The sequence below is a fragment of the Actinomycetota bacterium genome (assembly GCA_040757835.1).
In the GTDB taxonomy this organism is placed as follows: Bacteria; Actinomycetota; Geothermincolia; order Geothermincolales; family RBG-13-55-18; genus SURF-21.
In genome coordinates this window covers 26,787-51,427 of sequence record JBFLWJ010000008.1, presented here as the reverse complement: position 1 = coordinate 51,427, position 24,641 = coordinate 26,787, and the positions used below count along the sequence as shown (strand labels likewise).

Genomic DNA, 24,641 nt, shown 5'->3' with positions numbered 1-24,641 from the left:
GATCTTTCGTGATTATTTCTCTGCGGGGTGCAGATATACCTTGCCCTGGCCGCCGTCCACGGTTATGGTCTGCCCCGTTGCGATGAGCTGGGTGGCGCCGCCGGCGTTGACCACGCAGGGCATCCCGAACTCGCGCGCCACGATGGAGCCGTGGGAGAGCGGCCCCCCCACCTCCACCACCGTGGCCGCGGCGGTGACGAAGAGAGGGGTCCAAGCGGCGTCGGTCACCGGTGCCACCAGTATCTCTCCCGGCTTCAGCGCGGCGTCGCGGCGTGGGTCGGTTATCACCCTGGCCTTCGCGGTGACCACCCCCGGGCTTACCCCGATGCCCTCGAGGACCTCGACGTTCCTCTCCCGCGCCAGCTCCTCGGGGGTGAGGGGCCGGGGGCGGCCGTGGCTGTATTGCGGGAGGGTGACCGTGAGGTTGCGCTCGTATTCGGCGCGGCGCCTGGCGATCATCTCTCCCCAAGACGCCTTACCGCCCCCGCCACCTGCCAGGGCGGCGATCTCCTGGCGCGTCAGGAAATATATGTCTTCCGACGCGCTCAGGACGCCGTCCTCGCTGAGCCTTGCGCCCAGGGCGCGGTAGGTCTTCTTGGCCTGATGGATGCCCTTGATGAGGTAGGATTTCATGTACTCGCGCAGGGAGATGTAGCGCTGCGCCTGCCCGAGGATGTAACGGAAGACCACGTGCCGCAAGCCCTTGAGCTTCCTCTCGACCTCGCGCATGGCCTCCTCCCTCTCGCGGTCCTGCCTGGCCGCCAGTTCGCGCGGTCCGCTCGACGCATCCGCCTCCAGGTAGTTGGCGATCATCGAGAATACGCAGGAGGGGTCCTCCTCCCAGCTCGGGAGCATGGTCTCCGCCTCGAAGACGCCGCGGTAGCCGAACTCCGCCAGGAAGGAACGCAGCGAAGCCAGGAACGCCGCCGCCTCGGGCGAGGCGCTGCCCTCGAGGCGCGAGAGTATCTCGCCGGGCGCGCTCTCCGCGAAGATGCGCCCTAGCTCGCCGCTGGCGAGGACCATGCGGGAGAGGTCCCAGATGAGGGCGCTGGGCCTCGCGCTCTCCAGTCCCCGCAGCCCGGTCATGAGGCGGGAGGCCAGCATGCCGTCATTGTCTCCCAGCCATGCCGCCGTCAGGCGGCACAGGAGAAGGTGATGGATAAGGGCGAACTGAGACACGGTTATATGCATGGCCATGGCCCGGAAGAGGTGCTCGCGCCCTACTTCCATCCCCTCAAGGATGTCGCGGCAGGGCAGGTGCTCCAGGTCGCGCCGCCCCGCCTCCTCCAGCCGGGCGTCCATCTCGCGCGCCAGCGCCTCCGCCTCCCGGGGGGTGGTGATGCCCCTGACCAACTCGCGCCAGAGCAGGCGCGGCAGCGCGGCGAGGTTGGCAGGGGTCGGGCGCCAGGTCCTTTCCGCCTTCCCGCCGACGCCGGCGTCCCTGCGCTCGAACTCGCTCGCCGAACCTCCGGGCACCCTGGCGGCGATGGCCTTGATCACCGAGAGGTTGAGGTGACAGCGGCCGTAGAAGAGGCCGAGGAAGGTCATCTCGCTCGCGGGCTCGATCCCTTTCATCAGCCCGAAATCGCGGTTGGTCTTCACGAAGCCGTAATCGAGGGCATCGAGGTCGGACATGGTCAGGGGAGTGAGCACGCCGGGCAGCACTTCGCTGATGTTGGAGAGGGTGTAGTCCGGGTAGGCCGGGTCGACGGTGGTGTCGAACTCGCTCGTCCACTCCCCCTCTCCCGGCTCCCGTGAGGGCGCCCCCGCCTGCCCGGCGCCCCCCTCCGGGGTATGGATATATACCATTCCACGGTCGCCGTCCACGGTGATGGTCTGGCCGGTGCGGATGACGCGGGTGCCCTGGCCCACGTTCAGCACCCCGGGGATGCCGTACTCGCGCGCCACGATGGAGCCGTGGGAGAGCGGCCCGCCCACGTCCACTACGATGGCCGCGGCGGTGACGAAGAGGGGGGTCCAGGCGGCATCGGTCACCGGGGCCACGAGTATCTCCCCCGGCTCGAACCGCGGGTTGCGCCGCGGATCGGTGATCACCCGCGCTCTGCCCGTGACACGGCCCGGACTCACGGGGATGCCGCTCAGCACGTGGACCTCCCCCCGCGCCTCGAGCTCGGCGGGGGAGAGAGGGCGGGGACGGCCCTTGCTGTGCTCGGGCAGCACCACGGAGAGGTTCCTCTCGTACTCGCGCCTGCGCCTGGCCACCACTTCCCCCACGGCGATATCCCGTCCGCGGCCGAGGGCCAGCTCGCGGATCTCCGTGCTGGTGAGGAAGAAGATGTCGTCCGCCGCCGTGGTGATCCCCTCCGCGGCGAACCTGGGGCCCAGGGCGTGGTAGATCGCCTTGCCCTGGGCCAGCAACCGCACCAGCACCGCCTTCATGAACTCGCGCAGGCGGATGAACTCCTGCGCCTGCCGGATGGCGTAGCGGAGCAGGGGGCGCCGCGCCGCGCTGAGGCGGGCGAGGGCGGCGGCGGTCGCTCCCTCCCTCTCCCGTTCCTGCCTGCGGGCATGCTCGCGCGGGTCGTATTCCGGGCCAGTGTCCAGGTAGTTCCTTATCATGCTGAAGACGTACCCGGGGTCTTCCTCCCAGTTGAGGGTCATGGCCTCCCCCTCGAACACGCCGCGGTATCCGAAGTCGTCCAGGAACGAGCGCAGGGAGGCCAGCAAGGCGGCGGCCTGCGGGGAGGGGTCGGACTCCAGGCGCGTGAGGACCTCCTCCGGCGGGGTGCTCTCGACGACCTCCCGCAACTCCGGAGAGGCGCAGACCTGGCGCGAGAGGTCCCAGATGCCGATGTTGGGCCGGGCGCTCTCAAGCGTCTGCAGGCCGGTCACCAGGCGGGAGGCCAGCATGCCGTCCGTGTCCTCCAGCCATGCCGCGGTGAGCTTGGTCAAAAGGCCGTAGTAGTTGGTGGCCAGCTCGGATACGACGATGTGCCCGGCCATGACCTCGTTGACGAAGGCGCGGCTCTCTCCCAGCCACTCCATTATGGACGGGTAAGGGGCGTTCGCCACGTTCAGGCGCCGCGCTTCGGCCAGCAGGCGCTCGTTCTCGTGTGCCAGCTCCACCGCCCTGGCGGGCGCTTCCCGCGCCCCGCGCAGCAGGCCCAGGATGATGCCGGGCAGGGCGAAAAGGTTCTCCCTGGTAGGGCGCCACTTCACCTCCTCAAGGCCGCTCTCCTCGGGAGGTCTGCGGTCGAACTCGCGGGTGCTGCCGCCGGGGGCCCTGGCGATCATGGCCCTGACCACCGAGAGGTTGAGGTGGACGCGCCCGTAGAAGAGGCCTAGGAAGTTCATCTCGCTCGCCGGCTCGATGCCCTTCATCAGTCCGAAGTCGCTGTTCGCCTTGGTGAAGCCGTAGTCCAGCGAGGGGATGTCCGACATGCTCAAGGGGGTGAGCACGCCAGGCAGGACCTCGCTGATATTGGAGAGGGTATAGAGGTCGAAACGCGGGTCGACGGTGGTGTCGAACTCGCTCACCCATTCCCGGGCCCCGTCCGGGGACGGCGCCGGCGGGGTAGCTGCGCTGTCGTCGTGTGGCTCCGTGGCGCCGCCCGCGGGTGATGGGGCCCCGCCGCTCACGGCAGCCGTGGCGGGGGGCGCTTCTTCCGCTTGCGGGGCGGTCTCCAGGCCGGTTATCTTCCTCGCCTGCAGTATATACAGTTCACCCGCCGCGAAGGCCCACTCGATATCCTGGGGAGAGCCGTAGTATGCTTCGATGGCCCGCGCCGCTTCCGCCAGCTGCCTCACCTGCGACGGCGAGATGGCGGGCAGGTCTCCTTCCTCGGGAGGGAGGGGAACCTTCAGATTGCCCTGTCCCCTCTCCGTGTCCAGCACGATCTTGAAATCCTTGTGGCCGAGGGCTTCCTCGACCACCTCGCCGCTGTCGTGCTCCAGCACCAGGTGGTCGCACTGCAGCTCTCCCGCCACGACCCCTTCCCCCAGGCCTGGGCAGGCGTTGATCACCATCTGGTCTCTCCGCCCGCTCAGGGGGTTGGCGGTGAAGATGACGCCCGCGCTGTCCGCCGCCACCATCGCCTGTACCAGGGGGGCGACGAAGACGTCGCGGTGGTCGATGCCGCGGGAGAGGCGGTTGACCAGGGCGCGGTAGCTGTAGGCCGAGGCCCAGCACTCCACCACTTTTCTCAGAACCTCGTCCTCTCCGCGCAGGTTGTGGTAGGTGTCCATCTGCCCGGGAAAGGAGGTCACGGAGAGGTCTTTAGTCCCCACCGAGGAGCGTACCGCCACCAGCGTGTCCGCGCCCACATCCTCCAGCAATGCGCGGTATGCGGCGGCAATGGCCCATTCGGTGGGGGCGGGGAGGGGCACGGAGAGGAAGAGCCCGCGGATGCGTGCCGCTGCCTCCTCCACCGCGGTGAGATCGGAGAGTTCGAGGGGTCCCAGGATATCGCTTATGCGGCGCGCGAGGTCGGGTTGGGCGAGAAAGCTCTCGTAAGCGCCGGCCAGTACGCAGAAGCCCGGGGGGACGGGAAAACCGCCCCGCAGCAGGTGGCCCAGGTTGGCGCCCTTGCCCCCGACTCGCGCGAGATCACCGAGACCGATCTCTGATAGAGCAGCGGTGACAACCTCCAACGCCATCACCTCCCCTTTCTGCCCAAATATTATACAGACTTGTATGGCTCTCTTTAAGGGCGACCTCGCTGTATAGAGGAGATATGGCGACAGCCGGGTAATATATCAATGCAGCGGTCCCATACAGGAAAGCCGGCGGGAGGGGTTTTCCATATGGCCAGCCAGTGGTTCAGCGAGGCAGAGAAAGAGGAGATGGCCGTCCCGGTCATCCGCCGCATCAGGGCGGCCGTCAAGGCGGGAAACGTGCCCGCGGCCATCGCCCTGTGCGATGACCTGAGGCAGGAACGCGTCCTGCTGCACGACTTCTTCACCGACTGCCTCGCGGCAATCTTCACCTGGACGGGCGAAAACCTGGGCGAGGAAAAGCTGCCCGACATGTTCACCTACTGCTTCGATAACAGCGCCAAACGGCCCGTCTTCGACCTCATGGGCATAGAGATAGAGCGGGGGCTCATGGCGGAATTGCTGGTGCGTGGCTGGGTGGCCCACTCCTGCGGCGGCGCGGGGGAACACCCCGGAGCTTTCAGGGTGGAGGAGGACGACGAGAAGTTCACCTTCCTCATGGACCCCTGCGGGAGCGGGGGGAGGCTGCTGCGCAAGGGCAGCTACGGACCGCCCCTCGATTTCGCCCGCACCTCCAGGGCCTACTCCTGGTCCTTCGGGCGCGAGGGGTTCCCTTATTACTGCACCCATTGCTCCTTCATAAACGAGTCCATGCCCATCCGCTACAACGGCATCCCAGCCTGGCCCCTTGACCCCCCTGAGCGGGCTGAGGACCCCTGCCGCTGGTACATATACAAGGACGCGAGGGCCATCCCCGCGAGGTTCTACGAGCGCTACGGGGTCGAGAAGCCGGAGGAAGCGGCACCCCGGGCCGAGCCCGGGAAGCGCTGGTTCGCCCCGCGGCAGCTGGAGGACACGGTGCGGCCCACCTATGCGCGCATCCGGGAGAGGCTGGAGGGCGGCGATACCCGGGGTGCCCTGCGCATCATCCGGGAGATGGCCGGGGACTTCGTCTTCCTGCATAGCCAGATCGTGAACATGCTCGTCTCCATCCTCGATTTCATCTCCAGGCAGGCTGGGGAGGAGATGGTAGGTGAGGCCCTCGCCTTCCTCTACGAGAAGAGCGCCCGCCGGCAGATAGCGAGCCAGCTCGAGAACATGGACCGGCGCGAGGCCGTGGGCTTCATCGTCCGCGACTTCTTCCTCGCCGACCTCTGCGGCGGCGGGAGCTATCCCCGGGGGAAGCTCAACGTCAGCGAGGACCCGGGCGGGGTGACCGTCATCCTGGATCCCTGCGGCAGCGGGGGAAAACTCGTCCGCCACCGGGCTTACCGGCCCCTCAACCCGGCGAAGAAACTCCGGGAGGATATGGAGGTCATGTCCATGCGCCTGGCGACGAAGTTGCCCCTCCCCCGGGGACTGCAGAGGTCCTCCATCCCCTTCACCCTCGACTACTTCTGCGAGACGCGCCGGCCCGCGGGCATGGGGACCACCGCGCGCGCCTACGAATGGTCGGGAGGGCGCGCGGGGATGCCATACTACTGCTGCATCTGCACCGCTTTCCTCGCCGAGGCCGGAGCCGGCTGGCTGCGGGTGCACCCGCCAGAGGGGCGCCGCCAGCCCTGCGTGTGGCGCTTCCTCAAATAGGACCCGCGAAGCCGGGAAGAGAAAATGGCGGCGCTGGGAGCAGCGCTCGTGCCCTGGTGTCGATCGCCGATGTTACCCTCAAGTCAAGCGCCCTTAATGGCGAAAAGATATCTAGGTTGAAGGTGCGTGCTGCGAATCGAGAGGTGGGGTATGAACGATGACCTGTGCTGCCATATCTGCGGCATCCCCCTGATGCTGAGCAAGGAATTCAGCTGGGACGCCAACGGTGCTATAACCCTTAAGAGGTCCTCCCGGACGCGCATGGTCCTGTTCGAGTCGGACAGCATCGACCACCTGTTCCGAGGCATCGAGGAGCTGATCGGGCTCCCCGTGGCCAACATCGTCATCGAGAGCAAGTCCCGCGATACCAAGAGATATATAGAGAGGCTGCTCACCCCGGAGATGAGCGGTTTCCTGCCCGAGCAGTGGAGGGGCGGGACCGGCGAGATGAACGGCATGAACCGGCAGGAGCGGGAAGCCAGCCTCGCCGTGGTCAAAGCGGTCACCCAGAGCATTGTCGACCTCAGCCGGGTGTACGGCTACGGGGACCAGCGGCTCGGCGACGCCTGGGAGAGCGGCGGGGACTACCCCTGGCGCACGCAGGTATACCGCAACCCCTATTCCCTCCTCTTCGTTGCGGCCGACAACCTGGGGGCGGGGGAGGTCTTCGAGAAGACGGAGATGTGGGTGAGGTGGGAGAGCATAGGTGAGAACACCTACAACATCGAGGTCTATCCGGAGCAGCACCCCATCGACCTCGGGGAGAGGCTGAAAAAGCGGCATTACTGGCTCAAGCCCGGCGGGATCGACTACGAGCGTTGTCCCGGCTGCGGCCTGCCGCAGGAGGTGGCTACACTCGATTACGACCTCGCCAAAGGGGTTTATACGGACCCGGACACGGGCTGGAGGATGGCCATCTTCGGGCCCTCCGCCATCGACGCCATCTTCGACGACCTGGAGGCCGAGCTGGGAGAGGCCATACCAGAAACGGTCATCGAGGCCCAGAGGAGATATATAAGGGGCGCATGGAGCGAGGAGAGGTGGAACCGCTCAGGCGCGACCTTTCAGAAGATGATCGGCCTGCGCGGCCTGGGCTCCCAGGTCGAGTTCGCCGGACACCGCGACCATCTCTTCATGAAGATCGAGAACTGCTGTCTGCACCTGCCGCTCATCGGGACCATCCAGGCCCTGGTGGAGATGGCCTATAAGGTCGACCGCTCCATCATCGAGTGGGAGATGGCCGAGGACGGCGACCTCAGCCTGAACGTCACCATCAACTGACCCACCCGGCACACAGGGCACTCTTGGGGCAAACCCTGCCTCGTGCCACATTGCCGCCGCTTGTCCTCGCCCCCCCATGAAGGATATAACCTCCTCGATTTGGAAATATAGGTAAGGGGAAAACCCGGGCGACAGCTACGGCGACCAGCTCGCCTCCATGGAGGCCATCGAAGTCAGCGAGGAAAGCGGGCGAAGAGTCATCAGGCATCTCCGCCGTGCCGATATAGATAATGCCGGGAGGAGCATCTGATCAGGGGGCATCGAGATGATAGAGAGATGTGAGGAATGTGGCGTTCCGACCATGGTCAGCGCCGGCCTGAGGTGGGAGGACAACGGGGTGATATCGCTGGCAGCCTCCCCCCGCAACCGCATGGTCTTCTTCGAATCCGAGACCATCGACCGCATATTCGGGGGCATAGAGGAGCTCATTGGCGTGCCCATCGAGCACATCGTCATAGAGAGCAGGTGCCGTGAGACCAGGAGATACATCGAGAGGGCCTTTCCGCCGGAGGTGCGCAAGATAGTCGACAGCACGGAGTCGAGCCTGCAGGATCGCATGGTGAGGATGGCCCCGGAGGAGAAGGAGACGCTGTACGCCACCATGAGGGTCATCACCCAGAGCATCATCGATATCGCCAGGAACTACGGCTACGGAGGCCAGGTGCTCAGCGAGTTGTGGGAGAGCGGCGCCGATTTTCCCTGGCGGGTCCAGCGTATACACGACCCCTATTCCATCCTCTTCATCGCCGCCGACAACCTGGGCTCGGTGGAGGCTTTCGAGGGCGTCGAGATGCAGGTCTCGTATCAGGCCATCGGCGATGGTTCGTACCGGACCGAGGTGTATCCCGGCGCGCACTCCCTGGAGCTGAAGGAACGGCTCAAGCGCAGGCGCTACGACTTCAAGCCCGGCGACATCGCCTACGAGCGCTGCCCCGAATGCGGCATACCGCAAGCCGTGGCCAGCCGCGAATGGGACCTGGAAAAGGGCATCATCACCGATCCCGAAACGGGGTGGAGGATGGCCATCTTCGGGCCCTTCTCCGTAGACGCCATCTGCGACGACCTGGAGATGGAGCTGGGGGATGAAGTGCCCGCGGCGGTTATCGAGGCCACGCGGCGGTACATCAAGGAAGCCTGGAACCTCGAGAACTGGAACCGGGACGGCCTGACTTTCCAGCAGATGATAGCCGTGCGCGGGCTGGGGAACCTGGTGCGCTTCGAGGGGGACCGTGGCAACCTGCACATGACCATCGAGAACTCCTGCCTCCACCTGCCCATGCTGGGCACGGTGCAGGCCCTGGTCGAGATGGTTTACCACGCGGAGAGCTCCTCGATAGTGTGGGAGCTGGCGGACGACGGAGACCTCGACCTGACCATCACCGTAGAGCGCTGACCCCATCTCCTCCCCGTACGGAGCGATAAAGCTCCCTCATGAACGGTTAGCGGAATTATACTTACAAGTATTCATATGTGTTAGAATAAATGGGATCCTAAGAGGGGAGCCGGTAACAAAGGGGGACCCGCCATGAAGAGGCATTTCCTCAACCTCGCCTCTATTCCCGTCATCGCCACTCTCGTCCTGCTCGCGGGCTGCTATATGCCCGGCGGGCCGGTCCCGGAGGAGCCATATCCCAACGTTGAACGCGCGTGGACCCGGGAGGAAGTAGACGCCGCCGTCGCGGTGGAGGAGGTCTCCATCCATTCTCCGGCGCCCACCGCCAACGGCGCGGCTCCAGCGGTTGCGGATCAGCTGACCTTTCTGCGCTTCCGTTCGCGCTCCGCCGGGGACGACCCCGCCGCGGCAGACGCAGTCCTGGTGGTCACGCCCGGCTTCTACTGCGGCGCCAACGCCTTCTGGTACCTGGGGCGGCAGCTGGTCTACATGGCCGCGCAACGGGGTTCGGACATAGAGGTATGGGCGGTGGAGCGCCGCCCCAACCGCCTGGAGGACCTGGCCGGGCTCAACGCCGCGGAAGCGGCCGGCGACGCGAGCGTAGCCGTCGACTACTACAACCACGGCGCCGCGGTTGGAGGCGCCACCTTCGGCGGTTTCCTCACCGACGCCACCGCGCCCTACCTGTCGGAGTTCGGTATGGAGCTGGTCATGGAGGATATCTACACGGTCATTACCACCATGGTCCCGGACCCCGAGGTACGCCGCGGCAAGGTCTTCGTGGGCGGACACTCCCTGGGTGGGCCCCTCTCCCACATCTTCGCCGCGTGGGACTTCGACGGCGACCCGACCACCACGGACGACGCCGGCTACCGCAACTGCGCCGGTCTTATCGGGCTGGACGGGGCCCTCTCGCTTACCATGGGCATGATGGAGCCGGCAACCGGCGCCCTGGCCGCGGAACCCCCGCCGGCGGACGATATCGACGGCATGGAGGCCTACTACGCGGAGCTGGTGCAGGGGCTGCGCAGCGGCACCATCCCGCGCATCTTCCCCCTCCTCACCCCCGACGCGCCCATCGTCATGGAGCTGGCGGCCATGGAGGCCGACCAGGAGCCGCAGCGGGAGTCCACCCTGCTGGAGGAGGTGCCGGAGACGGAGCTGGTGGACCTCATGCTCAAACTGCTGCATTCCCGCTCCCTGGACCATTTCCTGGTACACGTGCCGGACATCACCGACTTCCGTTACACCAGCGAGGCCCTCTTCGGCGCCATCCTCGACGATAACTTCATGCCGGTGAAGATAGTCCAGGCCAGCATGGGTTTTCTGTCCGGGGGCGCCGTGGTCCAGAAAGACTTCCCCCTGCCCGCGGACCTGGCGCAGATACCTCTGCTGGGCGATATGCTGGGCTCGTTCGTCAGCCTCGACACCCTCTTCATCGCCAACGATGCCGGGCCCTCCGTCTACGCGCTGGGCAAGGGACCGCTCTATGAGTGGGTGGATTTTGACCAGGTGGGCAGGGTGGCCGATCCCGAGTACGAGGACACGCAGGGCACCGTCACCTACACCACCATGGCCGAGGAGGTATCGGATATCCGGGACGTCGCGCAGGTGGTCTACAAGGGTTCCTCCAACCTCCTGGAGTGGTACTTCACCACCCGCCTCATGGTGGACATGGTCGCCCTGCTCTTCCCGTTCGCGCCCGAGTACGGCCTCAACTACCTCCATGCCTCCGAGCTCAGCGGGTTGCCATGTCTCGAGATCATGGCCGGGAGCAACCTCAACCCTTTCTCGCAGGGTGAGCCCCCGGGCGAGCGCCTGGTCCTGGAAGGCTACAACCATATCGATGTGCTCACCGCAGCCGCCGACCGCCCGGCCCTGCGCGAGAACGAGGCCTTCGGCCCCATCATCGACTTCATGCTGGGCAGCGGCTCCGCGCCCTGAGGGGCGCCCGCCGGCGGGCCGACCGGGGCGTTCCGCGCCGGGAGCGTTCCCCGCACGGTGCCCCCTGCCGTCCGTCTCCCGGGGGCCGGGCATGATGCGCGCCATATATAAACCAAACATCGGTCGAGTCCATGTCTTAAGTATGGCCAGGGTGGAGGCGAAAGTAATAAGTAAGAGCAAGTCGTGCTGGAAGGAGAGATGGTGCCGCGGATGGAGGTATGTCCGGAGTGCGGGGTGCCGCTCATGATCAGCGCCGGCCAGCGCTGGGAGGAGAACGGCGTCATCTCACTCACCATGTCTCCCACCAACCGCGTGGTCTTCTACGAGTCGGCCATCATCGACAACCTCTTCCGGGGGATCGAGGAACTCATCGGATCGGGTGTCTGGCACATCGTAACCGAGAGCAGGCGGCGGGACGTGAGGAAGTATATAGAGCGCAGCTTCCCGGAGGAGATAGAGGCGATGCAGACCTTCGACCCCGTCTCGGGCATGAAGGAGCTGGTGGAGATGCGCCGCAGCTACAACCAGCAGGTTAACGAGATGGGCCTGGTCTACGGGTACGGCGAGATCAAGTTCAGCACGCTTTGGGAGAGCGGAGTCGATTACCCATGGCGCACCCAGGTGATCGTCAACCCCTGGTCCATGTACCTCTACCCCGCGGAGATGATGGGGTCGGTGGAGGCTTTCGAGCAGACCGACATGCGGGTAGAGTACCGGGAGATCGCCGAGGGCATCTTCGAGGTTACCGCCTCGCCCGGCGGACATCCCCTCGAGCTTAAGGAGAGGCTGAGGAAGAAGCGCTATCCGTTCAAGCCCGGGGAGATCCTCTACGAGCGCTGCCAGCACTGCGGCGTTCCCGCCGAGATCTGCGAGTGTCTCTGGGACCTGGAGCACGGGACCATCTACGACCCCGCGACCCGCAGGAGGATGGCCATCTTCGGGCCCTGGGCGGTGGACTCCGTCCTCGATGACCTGCAGGAGGAGCTTGGGGAGAAGATACAGGACGCGGTCGTCGAGGCGCTGCGGCGACACCTGCGCTCCAGCCTGAGCGAGGAATCGTGGAGGAAGGACATGGTCATCTTCAACCGCATGAGCGCCCTGCGCGGCCTGGGCAACCTGGTGCAGTTCGAGGGGGACCGCGACTACCTCACCGTGACCTTCGAGAACTCATGCATGCCCCTGCTCATGGTGGGCACGGTGCAGGGCCTCTTCGAGATGGCCATGGGCAAGGAATCCTCCACGCGTGAGTGGGAGCTCTCCGATGATGGGGACCTGACCGTGACCGTCAGGGGCAAGAAAGCCATGGTCGCGGTGGAATCCCCGGCGCTGGAGGATATTTCCTGAGAACGGGGCTATTGGTCCCGGCGACGACCGGCCGAGCAATGCAGGCGAAGCCGTGGAACAGCCGCGATAATGCCGCTTGCGTGGCTCCCGCGACAGGGCAGGAGCGGCCACTTCCACATGCTCAAGGAATCGGTTGTTTAGGGCGAAGAATCATAGAGCATCTTGTCCGGCCTGGAGGTCATGAACATGAAGCGAAGGGAACGTTGCGGGGAATGTGGAGCCCCGCTCCTGGTGAGCAGCGAGTTCGAGTGGCGGGACAACGGCGTCATCTCGCTCAAGAAGTCACCCCATAACCGCGTGGCGCTCTTCGAGTCCAGGATCATCGATAACCTCTTCAAGGGGATAGAGGAGCTCATCGGCATGAGCGTGGAGCACATCGTCATCGAGAGCAGGCGGCGAGAGGTTAAGAGATACATAGAGAAGCATTTCCCCGCCTGGATGATCAAACCCCTGGTGGCGGTGAACGAGAACTTGGGAGAGGTGCCCGTCGTCGAACATGTCGTCAGGATGATCCGTAACCCCATCGGAAGGTCCATCACCAGGAAGGTCCTGGATGTGGGCCGGGTCTATGGATATGGCGACGTAATCATGGGCCCTCTCTGGAGGAACGGCGACATACACCCCTGGCGCGTGAACATCATCCGCAATCCCCACTCCGTGCTCTTCTTCGCGGCGGAGGCCCTGGCCTCGGTCGAGGCGTTCGAGGGACGCGATCGCTGGATAAGCTACGAGAACAGGGGTGAGGACACCTATGAATACACCGCTTACCCGGCGGAACATCCGGTGGAGCTGAAGGACTGGCTCAAGCGCCGGCGCTACGATTTCAAGCCGGGCGAGGTCATCTTCGAGCGCTGTCAGCAATGCGGCATACCGCTGGAGGTGGCCCGCCTCGATTGGGACCTGGAAGAGGGGACCATACACGACCCGGAGTCCGGCAGGCGCATGGCCATCATCGGCCCCTTCTCCATGGACTCTGTCCTCTACGACCTGGAGGCTGAACTGGGGCCCTCCATCCCCGAGGTGGTGGTGGAGGCGCAAAGAAGATACGTTAAGTCCCGCATAGAGGGCGGCTACTGGAGGCATGGCCGCACCACCTTCAGCCGACTGGCCGCGATCCGTGGGGTGGGGAACATCACCGTGTTCGAGGTGGACGAGAAGCAGTTGCACGTGCACATCGAGAACTCCTGTATGCCCCTGTTGGTATTGGGCATGGCCCAGGCCATCTACGAGACCGCCCTGGGCGCGGACGGCTCCACCTTCGAGTGGAGGCTCGACGATGACGGCGATTTCGAGTTCACCATCACCCTGCGGGGGTAACCACGGAAAAGAGCTATGAGCACTATTGAGCTGTGCGGCACCTGCGGCCTCCCCGCCATGATCGGCAGGGAGCTGCACTGGGAAGACAACGGCGTGATCAGCCTGGCCAACTCCCCCCGCGACCGCATGGTCTTCTTCGAGTCCAACACCATCGACAGCATGTTCAAGGGTATGGAGGAGATAGTGGGGGAGCCCATCGGGCCCATGGTCATCGAGAGCCGTCGGCGCGAGACAAGGAAGTTCATGGAGAGGAGCTTCCCCTTCGAGGTCAGGAACGTCAACTTGCTCGGGGAGACGGATATGAAGGTGGGGAGCACGGTATACGGCCGCGTGATCATGGAGACGGTGACCAGGATGCGCAGGGAGATGACCGAGCGGGTCCTCGCCGTGGGGACCGTCTTCGGTTACGGCAAACAGTCCCTGAGCGAGAAATGGGATACGGGAGAGGAGTATCCCTGGCGTACCCAGATCATCCGCAATCCCTACTCCGTTCCCCTCTGGGTGGCGGACAGCCTGGGTACGGTGGAGGCCTTCGAGGGCATCGATATGCGGGTCGTCTACGAGGAGGCGGGGGAGGACCGCCTGCGCGTGACCGCGGTTCCCGGGGAACACCCGCTTGGGCTGGCGCAGAGGCTGCAGAGGAAGCATTACCGCTACAAGCCCGGGAACATCACGTATGAGCGCTGCCGCGAATGTGAAGTGCCGCTGGCGATATCGCGCTACCGCTGGGACCTGGAGGAGGGCACGATCACCGCGGAGGACACGGGACGCAGGGTGGCCATCCTGGGACCCCTCGCCCTGGAAGCGGTCCTGGACGACCTGGAGGCGGCGCATGGCCGTGCCATCGTGGAAGCGGCCATCGAGGCCGAGAGGCGCTACGTGCATGAGAGGGTGGACGCGGAGGAGCTGCGCAGCCTCGTGTTCTCGCTGCCGGCCTTGACGTCGTTGCGCGGGCTGGGCAACGTCACCCGTTTCGACGCGGGAGAGGGGCGCGTGAGCATCACCATAGAGAATTCGTGCATGCATCTCATCCTGGTGGGAATGGCCCAAGCCCTTTACGAGCTGGCCCTGGGAAAGGAGAGTTCCACCCGGCAATGGGAGCTACGCGAGGACGGCGACCTCGACCTCACCATCTCCCCCTAGGATGGGGTCAGCCCCCGACATGTGACACTCTCAAGTGACGATTCTTGAAGGAGAAACATGAAAATGTCACACGTCAGGGGCTGACCCCGCGCCGTCACCCCGGCGTGCAATCATACTGTTTATCGTTTATTAATAGAGCTTGAGTCGCTTTGGGAAAGCGCGCGCCTGACAGCGCCAGGGAGGCGGGATTGAGCGAGAGCGGCGGCAAAGAATACTTCATGATCGCGGGGGCCGCTGTGCTCTGGGGCACGGTGGGGGTGTTCCTGAGGTGGGTGGACCTGCCGGGCCAGGAGTACTTCGTGGTCTTCATGCGCGCCATGATCAGCATCTGTTTCCTCACCGTGGTCATCTACGCCGGTGGGAAGCAGGACCAGCTGCGCCCCGGCAAGCACCCCTTCCTCCTCTTCCTGAGCGGCGCGGTCCTTACCTTCCACTGGGTCATGTTCATGAAAGCGCTGAACAACCTGTCCATCGGGGACGCGGAGTTCATCACCTACCTCGCGCCGGTGCTGGTGGCCATCCTCGCCCCGCTGGTCCTCAAGGAGAAGCTGGAGGGCATCACGGTGATCGCCCTGCTCCTGGCGCTGGCGGGCATGTACTTCATCTCCCTCACCGGCCAGGCGGGCGAGGGAGGCCTGAAGGGCGCCGGCCTCGTCTACGCGCTCACCGCCGCCGTGACGTACGCCTTCCTGCTCATTATCCTTAAGAAACTGCGCGAGGATACGCCTACCCTGACCGTCACTTTCTACCAGACGGCCATCAATGCCGCCCTGCTCTTCCCCTTCTGCGCTTTCCGTTACTTCCCCGTCTCCACGCAGGGGTGGGCATCGCTGATCATCCTGGGTACCGTGCACACCGCCTTCGCGGGCCTCGTCTACATCTACGCCGTCAAGAAGGTGAAGGCGCAGCACGTGGGGATCATCGCCTACCTCGAGCCCCTGAGCGCCGTCGTCTTCGGGGCGATATTCCTGGGAGAGCACCCCGGCTGGCAGGACCTGGTGGGCGGCATCCTGATCATCGTTGCAGGCGCACTGGTCCTCCGTAAGGGCGTCCGGGAATAACCCCGCCCTTGCTCCGCTTCAGTGGATGCGGCTCCAACGCGATACTACCGAGTAAGCGGCTGATATCCATGGTGGAGACTCTTATGAGGTGAGGTGAATGAGTAAGATAGAAGCATGCGAGGTGTGCGGCGTCCCGAGGATGGTGAGCGAGGGCCACAGGTGGGAGGCCAGCGGGGTCATCTCGCTGGTCATGTCGCCCAGGAGCCGCATGGTCTTCTACGAGTCCGAAAACATCGACGACCTCTTTGAGGGCGTTGAGAGACTGGTCGGTATCCCCATCGAGCACATCATCATCGAGAGCCGCCGTCGCGAGACCAGGCGGTATATGGAGAAGATCTACGAGGACGGTCTGCGGAACGCCTCTGAAGAGACCAGAAAGGGAGTGCGGGAGGGAGAACTCGGGGATTCACCCGAGCAACGCCGCATACTCGAGATGGCAAGAGAGCTCAACCTCAGCATCAATAACATCGGCAGGATATATGGCTACGGGGACATCTCGCTGGGGCAAAGGTGGGATAAGGGAGAGGCATATCCCTGGCGCTCCCAGGCGATCCGTAACCCCTATTCCCTCCCTCTCTACGCTGCCGATATGCTGGGATCGGTGGAAGCGGTGGAGCAGAGGGACCTGTGGGTAGAGTGGCAGGAGATAGGGGAGAAGACGTACCTCATAACCGCCAGCCCGGGCAGTCATCCCATCGAGCTCGAGGAGAGACTACGGAGGCAGAAGTACGATTTCAAGCCCGGCGACATCCAGTATGAGCGTTGCCCGGAGTGCGGCCTGCCGGACGAGGTCAGCCGCTGTAACTGGGACCTGGAGGGAGGGACCATCATCGATCCCGAGAACGGCAGGAGGATGTCACTGTTCGGTCCCGGCTCACTCGACGCCATCCTCGGCGACCTGGAGGCCGAGTTGGGGGAGGACCTCCCCGAGGCGGTCATCGCGGCGCAGCGGAGATACATCACGGAGAGCATGCGGGACTTTGACTGGAAGCTGGACGCCCCATCCTTCAGGCGCATGATAGCCGCGAGGGGGCTGGGAAACCTCGCTTCTTTTAACGGGGACAGGAATACCCTGAGCGTGCGTATCGAGAACGCCTGCCTGCACCTCCTCATGGTGGGCACCACCCAGGCCATGGTGGAGATGGTATACGGGAGCGAAGATTCCACGTATGAGTGGAATCTGGCTCCGGATGGAGACCTAGACATCACCATCAAGGTCCTCAGAGGCTGACTCCATCTCTTACGAAGAAATGTCACATATCAGGGGCTGACCCCGCCCTGCTCCACCCAGCGGGTGTGGTAGTCGCCGGCGATGAAGCCGGGGTTGGAGAGCAGCCGCAGGTGGAAGGGGATGAGCGTGGCAACCCCCTCGATCTCGAACTCCCGCAGGGCCTGCTCCATGATGCGCAGGGCTTCCGCGCGGTCCCGGCCGTGCACGATGAGCTTGGCCAGCAGGGAGTCGTAGTTGGGGGAGACGTGGTAGCCGGGGTAGCAGTGGGTGTCCAGGCGCACGTGGGGTCCACCCGGCGGGCTCCACCTCTCGATAAAGCCCGGCGAGGGGAGGAAATCGCGCTGGTAGTCCTCGGCGTTGATGCGGCACTCCACGGCATGCCCGTTGATGCTCACGTCCTCCTGGGATAGGCGCATAGTTTCGCCCGCGGCGTTCAGCATCTGCTCCGCCACGATGTCGATGCCGGTGACCATCTCGGTGATAGGGTGCTCGACCTGTACCCTGGCGTTGAACTCCATGAAATAGAAGGCGCCACCCTCGTCGAGGAGGAACTCCATGGTGCCAGCGGAATCGTAGCCCATGGCCGCGGAGCCCTTCACCGCCGCCTCGCCCATGCGCGCGCGCAGCTCCGGCGTGACCGCGGGCGACGGCGCCTCCTCCAGCAGCTTCTGGTTGCGGCGCTGTATGGAGCAGTCCCTCTCGCCCAGGTGGATCACTTTGCCGTGCGAGTCGGCCAGCACCTGTATCTCCACATGGCGCGCCTTGCGCAGGAACTTCTCCAGGTAGATCTCCTCGGACCCGAAGGAGTGGCGCGATTCCGCCTTCACCAGGGGCAGGGCGCGTATGAGTTCCTGGCGGTCGCCGACGATGCGCATCCCCTTGCCCCCGCCCCCCAGGGAGGCCTTGATGAGCACGGGATAACCCAGGTCCTCGGCCACCTTCAGGGCGGTCGACTCGTCCAGGTCGCTGGAGGTGACGCCGGGCAGGACAGGGACCCCCGCCTCCGCCATCTTCTCGCGGGCCCTGGCCTTGTTCCCCATCAGCGCCATGGCATTGGGATTGGGACCGATGAAGACGAGGCCGTTGTCCCCGCAGGCGCGCGCGAACTCCTCGTTCTCAGCCAGGAAGCCGTATCCGGGGTGGACGGCGTCGGCCCTGGTGACCTCGGCCGCTCCGATGATGTTCCGGATGCTCAGGTAGGATTCCCCGCTAGCCGAGGGTCCCACGCAGATCTTGCGGTCGACATGGCGCAGGTGCAGGGCGTCCGCGTCGGCCTTGGAATAGACCCCGACCGTCTCCAGTCCCAAGGCGCGGCAGGCCCTCAGGATGCGCAGGGCTATCTCACCCCGGTTCGCGATGAGCACGCGCTTGAACAATTCTCAGACCCCCAGGGGCTCTATTTCCATGAGGACCTCGTCGTACTCGACCCCCGCGCCGTGCTCCGCCAGGATGCGCTTGACGCGGCCGGCGGCGGGGGAGGGGATCTCGTTGAAGAGCTTCATCACCTCGATGAGGCAGAGCGTCTGGCCCTCCTCCACCTCGTCACCCTCCTGGACGTAGGGAGGGGCCCCGGGAGAGGAGGTGATATAGTAGGTCCCCACCATGGGGGCGCGCACATGGATCAGGCCGATCTCCTCCCGTCCGGCCGGCGGGACAGCTCCCTTGCGCGCCGCTCCGGGCAACGCGAACCCCACCGCCTCCCCCTGGGCCGCGCCGCCCAGGCTCACGGTGATGGTCAGGTTCTGCAGCGCCTGCGACACCCCCTCGCTTACCACGCTGGACAGGCTCTCCGCCAGGTCGTCGATGGCTTCGCCGTCGAGGTACCTGCGCTCGCGCCGTTCCATCTGCTTCAGCGGGGGCTCCTCGTCGTCGAATACCGGGTTCTTCCTCCAGCGGAAGAACTTCAGGGCGATGTCCGGAAAGATCGCGTAGGAGAGGTAGTCCTCCTCTTTCTCGACCAGGTCAGGGTCCAGGTCGTGCTTGGCCTTGGGCAGCTCGGGCTCGAGCATGTCCGCGGGGCGGCAGGTGATGGGCTCTCCTCCCTTCAAGGCCTTGCGCTTCAATTCCTCGTCGATCTCGCCCGCCGGACGCCCGTAGTATCCCCTGACGTAGTTCTCGATCTCGCGCGGGATGATCTTGTACCTCTCACCGAGCAGGACGTTGAAGACCGCCTGGGTACCAACTAGCTGGCTGGTGGGGGTGACCAGGGGTGGATAGCCCATGTCCTTGCGCACCATGGGGATCTCCTCCAGAACCTCCTCCATGCGGTCGAGGGCGTTCTGCTGCTCCAGCTGCGCGATAAGGTTGGTGGCCATGCCCCCCGGGATCTGGTGGGAGATGACGGTGACGTCGATGAGGGGCTGCTCCGCTCCCATGAGCTTGCGGTTTCTCGCCACCACCTCGAAATACTCGGAAACGTCTCGGATGGCGTTGAAGTCGAGGTCGAGTTCGTAGGGCGTGCCCTTGAGGGAGGCGATCATGCTCTCTATCGCCGGCTGGCTGGTATAGAGGGCGAGGGGTGCTGCGGCGCAGTCCACGATGTCGGCGCCCGCCTCCACCGCCTTGATGTATGAGGTGGAGGCCATGCCCGTGGAGGCATGGGAATGGAGCTGGACGGGCACCTCGATGGTCTCCTTGAGGCGCTTCACCAGCTCGTAGGCGGTGAACGGGGCCAGTATGCCCGACATATCTTTTATACAGATGGAATCCGAGCCCATTTCCACCAGCACCTTGGCTGTCTCCACGAAGTGCTCCATGTCGTGCACGGGGCTGATGGTGTAGCAGATGGTGCCCTGGGCGTGGGCGCCCTCCCGCCTGGTCACCTCGATGGATTTCTGCATGTTGCGGGTGTCGTTTAGAGCGTCGAAGATGCGGATGATATCGATGCCCCCGGCCACCGCGCGCTTGACGAACTCCTCCAGGAGGTCGTCGGCGAAGTTGCGGTAGGCCACCAGGTTCTGGCCTCGCAGCAGCATCTGGAGCTTGGTGTGCTTGAACTTCTCGCGTATGCGGTAGAGGCGGTCCCAGGGATCCTCGTTGAGGAAACGCATGCACACGTCGAAGGTGGCGCCGCCCCAGACCTCCACGGAATGATAGCCCACCTCGTCGATGCGCTCGGCGATGGGCAGGATGTCCGTGAGGTGCATGCGCGTCGCCCACAGCGACTGTGGCGCGTCTCTCAGGGTGGTGTCGGTGATGCTCAAGCGAGATTTCTTTCTGTCCATTTCCACCTCTTTGATCGTGATGCGAGAGCTTTCCCGGCTCACCGTTCCCACCAGGTCGGGACCGGCAGGCCGGAAGCCTCGCCCGCACGTTCTATCATAGCCGCTGCAGCCGCCCGCGCGGAACCATGCCGGCCAGGGCCGCCGCTGCCGCCGCCTTCGCGAGATCGGGCAGGATGAAAGGACGCACACCCAGGGCGAAAGCGGCGGAAGCTTCCGCACCGTGCAGGGAGAGCCATACCGCGAGCCACGCCGTACCCGTGGTGTAGATGACCGCTACGCCGGCGAGTCCGGCGCAGAGGTGACCCAGGCCGCGCATGCGCCCGCCGCGTCTCGCCACAAAGGCCTCGCTCACCCATCCCGTGGCCCACGCCGCCGCCACGAAACCCCAGAGGTAACCGCCGGTGGGCCCGAAGAGCACCGCGGGCCCCGCGTACGGCGGAGCGGCGAAGAAGGGCGCCCCGCACAGCCCCATACACAGGTAGATGAGTTGGCTGGCCGCTCCCCAGGCCGGGCCCAGGACCATGCCGGAGAGCAGCACGAAGAACACCTGCATGGTCACGGGGACCGGGGAGGTGGGGATGCGCAGGAGCGCGCCGATGCCGGTCAGGGCGGCAAACAGCAGGGCGCGCAGGAGCATCTCCCCCTCTTTGGGGATAGCTCTCTCCGCGACAGGTGCCGTTGTATTAGGGTGCATGGACCGCTCCCCCCTTCGGAGTGTTTTTATATTTCTATAGTAGTATTCCCTTATTGTCAAGGAAAAACATGGTAATTTACTTTAGTGAAAGTGTACGATTTCCGCACTTGGGCGGAAGGACCCGGGACTGATACCATGGCGTTGTGGGCCGGATCCGGCAGGGGAAAGGGATTGACGGCGATGGCAAAGCAGAGGCGGGACGCAGCCGGCGGGCGCCTCCCCATGTGGGACATACGGCTCCTCGAGAGCGTCGACTCCACCAACCTGGAGGCGAAGCGGCAGCTCGACGCCGGGGCCTGTCCCGGGCTGGTGGTGGTGGCGCGCCACCAGACGGGCGGCCGCGGCCGCATGGGACGCGGCTGGCTGGACTTGCCGGGAAAGAGCCTCCTGGTCAGCCTGGTGATGGAGGGCGGGGGCGGACCCGCGCTGTCCATGCTGGCCGCCGTCTCCGCGCGGGCGGCCGTCGTCGCGCTGGGGGGCGTTGGGCCTTGCCTAAAATGGCCGAACGACCTGGTATATGGGGGAAGGAAAGTCGGGGGGATACTCGCGGAGGCTTACACCGCGAAAAGCGGCAGCCCCGGCCGGTACGGTCCCGGGGAGGAAGCCCTCACCGTCATCGGCCTCGGCCTCAACGCCGGCTACCTCCCGGGCGAGCTGGACATCCCAGCCAGGCTCTCCCCCACCTCCCTGCTCATCGAGGAGGGAAAGACCTGGAGCCCCTCCGAGTTGCTGAGCGAACTCCTCCGCCAGCTGGAGGCGTGGTGGGAGCGGGGCCGCGCGGGATGGCTGGATGAATACCGGGCGAACCTCGCCTTCGTGGGGGAGACGGTCAGGGTGAGCGGCCCCTACGTCCTCCTGGAAGAGACGGGCGAACGCAGGGAGTTCGAGGCGGTGCTGCGTGGGGTCGATGACGACGGCAACCTCATCCTCGAGGCCGCGGGAAAGACCCTGCGCCTGGCTTCCGGCGATATACTCGTCACATGAAACCTGTTTCGAACCTGGTTTGGTTAGGGAAGAGCGGCCAAATGATCAGAGGCTGGGGGGTGGGGATATCTTCCAGGTCTGTGCGAGAAATCAGCGGGATACTATGCGGAGCGACTTGATTACGCTGGCGTGACCGGTAACCGCGCTTACTCCCCTTTGAACTCGGGGTCGCGCTTCTCGCGGAAGGCGGTTATACCCTCCAGGGCGTCGCGGCTTGCCAGGGCCCGGGCCATGATGGCGTTTATCTCCTCCCGCTCCGCCGCGGCCAGGGCCGGGAGCGGGGTCAGCATGTGCAGCAGCTTCTTGGTTCCCGCCACGGAGAGCGGCGCCTTGGCCGCGATATCGCGGGCGAGTCCCATGGTGAAGTCCTCCAGCTCATCATCGGGCACCAGGTAGTCCAGCATGCCCATCTCTCTGGCCTCCGCGGCCTCGAACATCCTGGCGGTGAAGAAGACCTTCTTGGTGGCGGGGAGGCCCAGGTTGCGCACGAAGCGGTGCAGCCCCTCCGGCGGGTAGACGATGCCCAGGCGCGCCGGCGGCATCCCCATGCGGCATCCCTCGGCACCCACGCGCAGGTCGCAGGCCATGCTGGTCTCGCAACCTCCCCCCACGCAGTAGCCCCGGATCATGGCGATGACCGCAAACGGCGCTGCCTCGATGGCCTCGAGGCAGAACTGCAGCGGCCCCTTGGCCGCGATCTGCTCCTGGAGGTCCGCGGGCAGGCCCTCGGGGAGGGCGGAGAGGTCCATGCCGGCGGAGAAGGCCTTGTCGCCGGCGCCCCGGAGGACAGCGCAGCGCACTCCGCCCTCGGCCGCGAGGTCGGACATGGCCCGGGCCAGGGAGACCAGCAGGGTCGAGGTGAGGGCGTTACGGCGCTGGGGCCGATTGAGGGTGAGTATGGCTACCCCGCCGTCCCCGGCGATCAGGAGTTCGGCTTCCCGGTTCATGGAGCCTCAGCCCTGTCCCTGCTCCTTCTTCACCTTGTCCAGCTCCTTCTGGAGCATCTTATCCCTGACCGCATCGCTGCGCTTGCCGGTGAGGTACCCGAAGATGTGGAAGGCCAGGCCGATGCCCCATCCGAGCATGACCCACATGGGCCAGAAATTACCGGTGTCCGCCCCGGTGAGGGCCCAGATCAGTATGAGGAAACCGTTGACGATGACGTAAGAGCCGATGTGCGAGTACAGGGCCATTTTCTGGTTGACCCGCTTCTCCGCTTTCTCCCTCAGTTCGTCGCTGAGCTGGGGCTGTGGCGGCTGCTGTCCCTCTACCATGGACACCACTCCTTTTCTTAATGACGGGCGGTTTTCCATCACCTCCATAGTAATCGATTGCGGCGGGCAAGTCCTTGAATCCCTTAGCCACAACCGGGCGGCGGGTCCGCCTTGACACGCCTTCCGCGCCTGTACATAATTCAGCCCGGCGGGATTCACGGCGGCAGGGAGGTCGAGAGAGAATGGCGAACGCGGAGCACCTGAAGATACTGAAGAAGGGCGTCAAGGCCTGGAACGCCTGGAGGCAGGAGAACCGGGACGTGGTCCCGGACCTCTACGGGGCCGACCTCAGCGGCATGGACCTCACTTACATCCATATCATGCGCACGAACCTTGGGGACGCGAAACTCACGGGGACCATCCTGCGCAAGGCCTTCGCCGTCGGCACCTACTTTCATGGGGCTGACATGACCGGGGCCTTTCTCGAGGGCGCCGACATGCGCGGCTGCCACCTCTCCGAGGCGAGACTCGCGGGCGCGAAGATGGCCGGGGCCGTGCTGAATAAAGCCCTAGCGGTGGGGGTGGACTTCACGGGCTGCGATATGACCTCGGCGATGATGCTGGGGACCAACCTGGAGAACTCGGACTTCAGCGGCGCCGACATGACCGACGTGGACCTCACCGACGCGAAACTAGCCGGCATCGTGACCGAAGGGGTCAAAGGCTACCGCTTCCGCAAGTGATGGGCGACGGCCACTCTAGGGTTTACGCAAAGCGGTATCGTGGTAGCCGATATTCCTCAGGATAATAGCGTTATCGCCTTCGTATTGCCACGTGAAGCGGATATCCATGTTCACGGAGGATTCCCAGATGTGCTCGGTGCCCTTGATCCTCTTCGAACGGAGGGAGGGGTGTGATGGATCGTCCCTGAGAAGCCCTATCTTCTTGTCCGCCGCCTTCTGCTCGCTGCCGGAGAGCTTCTTGAACTGAGCCTCGAACCTCGCGGTGAAATATATGTCCCTCAGCTTCCTGTCTCCTTGAGGATACTCTTGGACTTCAACTTCTTTATCTTTCCGGAGGCGATATCCTTATCAGCCTCTCTCTCCGCCTTTTGCCATTGCGGCGTCCAGAACCAAGCCTGGTCCCTGTCCACGGATACCTGGGGATGGATGGTGATCGTTCCCGTCTCCGGCTCGGCCTCGATCCGCACCTGCTCACCCGGATGCAATCCCAGCGCCTTTCTGATCGCCGCCGGGATGGTGACGCTTCCCCTGGAATCTATCCTGGCATAGGCGCCTGTTATCTCGTTCATCTGCGTGCCCTCCTGTCTTTCATCTCCTCTATTGTCAATATAGCTGAATTACCGTAATGCAGCAATACAGACTTACTGTAGAAATCATCAGAGCATTTGCGTGATCTGGAGTGCCAACCTTACCGCCACTCAAATCCAACCTCATTGTCGTATTTTCGATCAGTAGAAGAGAATTTGATGTAGAGTGAATTCGAGTAGCATATTAGTGTCAAGGTTGCGCCTTAGCGGGGGTCACAGG

General features: G+C 64.5%; 18 protein-coding genes. 11 read left to right on the top strand and 7 right to left on the bottom strand.

Annotation, left to right across the window (positions count from 1 at the left end; genetic code table 11):
* Positions 1-12: 12 nt before the first annotated feature.
* Entirely contained in the window at positions 13-4,617 is a 4,605-nt protein-coding gene (locus AB1384_08410) for a PEP/pyruvate-binding domain-containing protein (protein MEW6554291.1), read from the bottom strand.
* 147 nt (positions 4,618-4,764) lie between these two features.
* Here AB1384_08410 and AB1384_08405 point away from each other — a divergent pair, with 147 nt between their 5' ends.
* The 9 genes from AB1384_08405 to AB1384_08365 all read left to right on the top strand — a co-directional run bounded on the left by AB1384_08405 (position 4,765) and on the right by AB1384_08365 (position 16,975).
* Complete coding sequence (locus AB1384_08405) at positions 4,765-6,261, top strand: hypothetical protein (GenBank protein MEW6554290.1); 1,497 nt, start codon at positions 4,765-4,767, stop codon at positions 6,259-6,261.
* A gap of 150 nt (positions 6,262-6,411) precedes the next feature.
* Positions 6,412-7,542, top strand: a complete 1,131-nt coding sequence (locus AB1384_08400) for a hypothetical protein (GenBank protein MEW6554289.1) — start codon at positions 6,412-6,414, stop codon at positions 7,540-7,542.
* Positions 7,543-7,807: 265 nt separating this feature from the next.
* The gene (locus tag AB1384_08395; protein ID MEW6554288.1) at positions 7,808-8,935 is read left to right on the top strand and encodes a hypothetical protein; all 1,128 of its coding nucleotides are present in this window, start codon (positions 7,808-7,810) and stop codon (positions 8,933-8,935) included.
* A gap of 132 nt (positions 8,936-9,067) precedes the next feature.
* The gene (locus tag AB1384_08390; GenBank protein ID MEW6554287.1) at positions 9,068-10,879 is read left to right on the top strand and encodes a hypothetical protein; all 1,812 of its coding nucleotides are present in this window, start codon (positions 9,068-9,070) and stop codon (positions 10,877-10,879) included.
* A gap of 183 nt (positions 10,880-11,062) precedes the next feature.
* Positions 11,063-12,223, top strand: a complete 1,161-nt coding sequence (locus tag AB1384_08385) for a hypothetical protein (GenBank protein MEW6554286.1) — start codon at positions 11,063-11,065, stop codon at positions 12,221-12,223.
* Between the two features lie 186 nt (positions 12,224-12,409).
* On the top strand, positions 12,410-13,540 hold the full coding sequence (locus AB1384_08380; protein ID MEW6554285.1) for a hypothetical protein: 1,131 nt from the start codon (positions 12,410-12,412) through the stop codon (positions 13,538-13,540).
* Between the two features lie 15 nt (positions 13,541-13,555).
* Positions 13,556-14,683: a hypothetical protein gene (locus AB1384_08375; GenBank protein MEW6554284.1), complete on the top strand. Its 1,128-nt coding sequence runs from the start codon at positions 13,556-13,558 to the stop codon at positions 14,681-14,683.
* Between the two features lie 188 nt (positions 14,684-14,871).
* Positions 14,872-15,744: a DMT family transporter gene (locus AB1384_08370; GenBank protein ID MEW6554283.1), complete on the top strand. Its 873-nt coding sequence runs from the start codon at positions 14,872-14,874 to the stop codon at positions 15,742-15,744.
* 97 nt (positions 15,745-15,841) lie between these two features.
* The gene (locus AB1384_08365; GenBank protein MEW6554282.1) at positions 15,842-16,975 is read left to right on the top strand and encodes a hypothetical protein; all 1,134 of its coding nucleotides are present in this window, start codon (positions 15,842-15,844) and stop codon (positions 16,973-16,975) included.
* Between the two features lie 29 nt (positions 16,976-17,004).
* On the opposite strand, the gene accC is transcribed toward AB1384_08365, so the two are convergent.
* The 3 genes from accC to AB1384_08350 form a co-directional block, all read right to left on the bottom strand.
* Positions 17,005-18,351, bottom strand: coding sequence for an acetyl-CoA carboxylase biotin carboxylase subunit (gene accC / locus AB1384_08360; GenBank protein MEW6554281.1), 1,347 nt, complete (start codon positions 18,349-18,351; stop codon positions 17,005-17,007).
* Between the two features lie 3 nt (positions 18,352-18,354).
* Entirely contained in the window at positions 18,355-20,199 is a 1,845-nt protein-coding gene (locus tag AB1384_08355) for a pyruvate/oxaloacetate carboxyltransferase (GenBank protein ID MEW6554280.1), read from the bottom strand.
* Positions 20,200-20,293: 94 nt separating this feature from the next.
* Entirely contained in the window at positions 20,294-20,836 is a 543-nt protein-coding gene (locus AB1384_08350; GenBank protein MEW6554279.1) for a biotin transporter BioY, read from the bottom strand.
* 237 nt (positions 20,837-21,073) lie between these two features.
* Between AB1384_08350 and AB1384_08345 the strand changes: the two genes are divergently transcribed.
* Positions 21,074-21,877, top strand: coding sequence for a biotin--[acetyl-CoA-carboxylase] ligase (locus tag AB1384_08345; protein MEW6554278.1), 804 nt, complete (start codon positions 21,074-21,076; stop codon positions 21,875-21,877).
* A gap of 146 nt (positions 21,878-22,023) precedes the next feature.
* Here the strand turns inward: AB1384_08345 and AB1384_08340 are convergent, their stop codons facing one another.
* A complete protein-coding gene (locus AB1384_08340) occupies positions 22,024-22,824 on the bottom strand; it encodes an enoyl-CoA hydratase-related protein (protein ID MEW6554277.1) in 801 nt (266 codons plus the stop codon).
* 6 nt (positions 22,825-22,830) lie between these two features.
* Positions 22,831-23,151, bottom strand: a complete 321-nt coding sequence (locus tag AB1384_08335; protein MEW6554276.1) for a 2TM domain-containing protein — start codon at positions 23,149-23,151, stop codon at positions 22,831-22,833.
* 182 nt (positions 23,152-23,333) lie between these two features.
* Between AB1384_08335 and AB1384_08330 the strand changes: the two genes are divergently transcribed.
* Positions 23,334-23,834 (top strand): pentapeptide repeat-containing protein, encoded by a 501-nt coding sequence (locus tag AB1384_08330; protein MEW6554275.1) that lies wholly within the window; start codon positions 23,334-23,336, stop codon positions 23,832-23,834.
* Positions 23,835-24,112: 278 nt separating this feature from the next.
* Here the strand turns inward: AB1384_08330 and AB1384_08325 are convergent, their stop codons facing one another.
* Positions 24,113-24,403: an AbrB/MazE/SpoVT family DNA-binding domain-containing protein gene (locus AB1384_08325; protein MEW6554274.1), complete on the bottom strand. Its 291-nt coding sequence runs from the start codon at positions 24,401-24,403 to the stop codon at positions 24,113-24,115.
* Between the last annotated feature and the right edge of the window lie 238 nt (positions 24,404-24,641).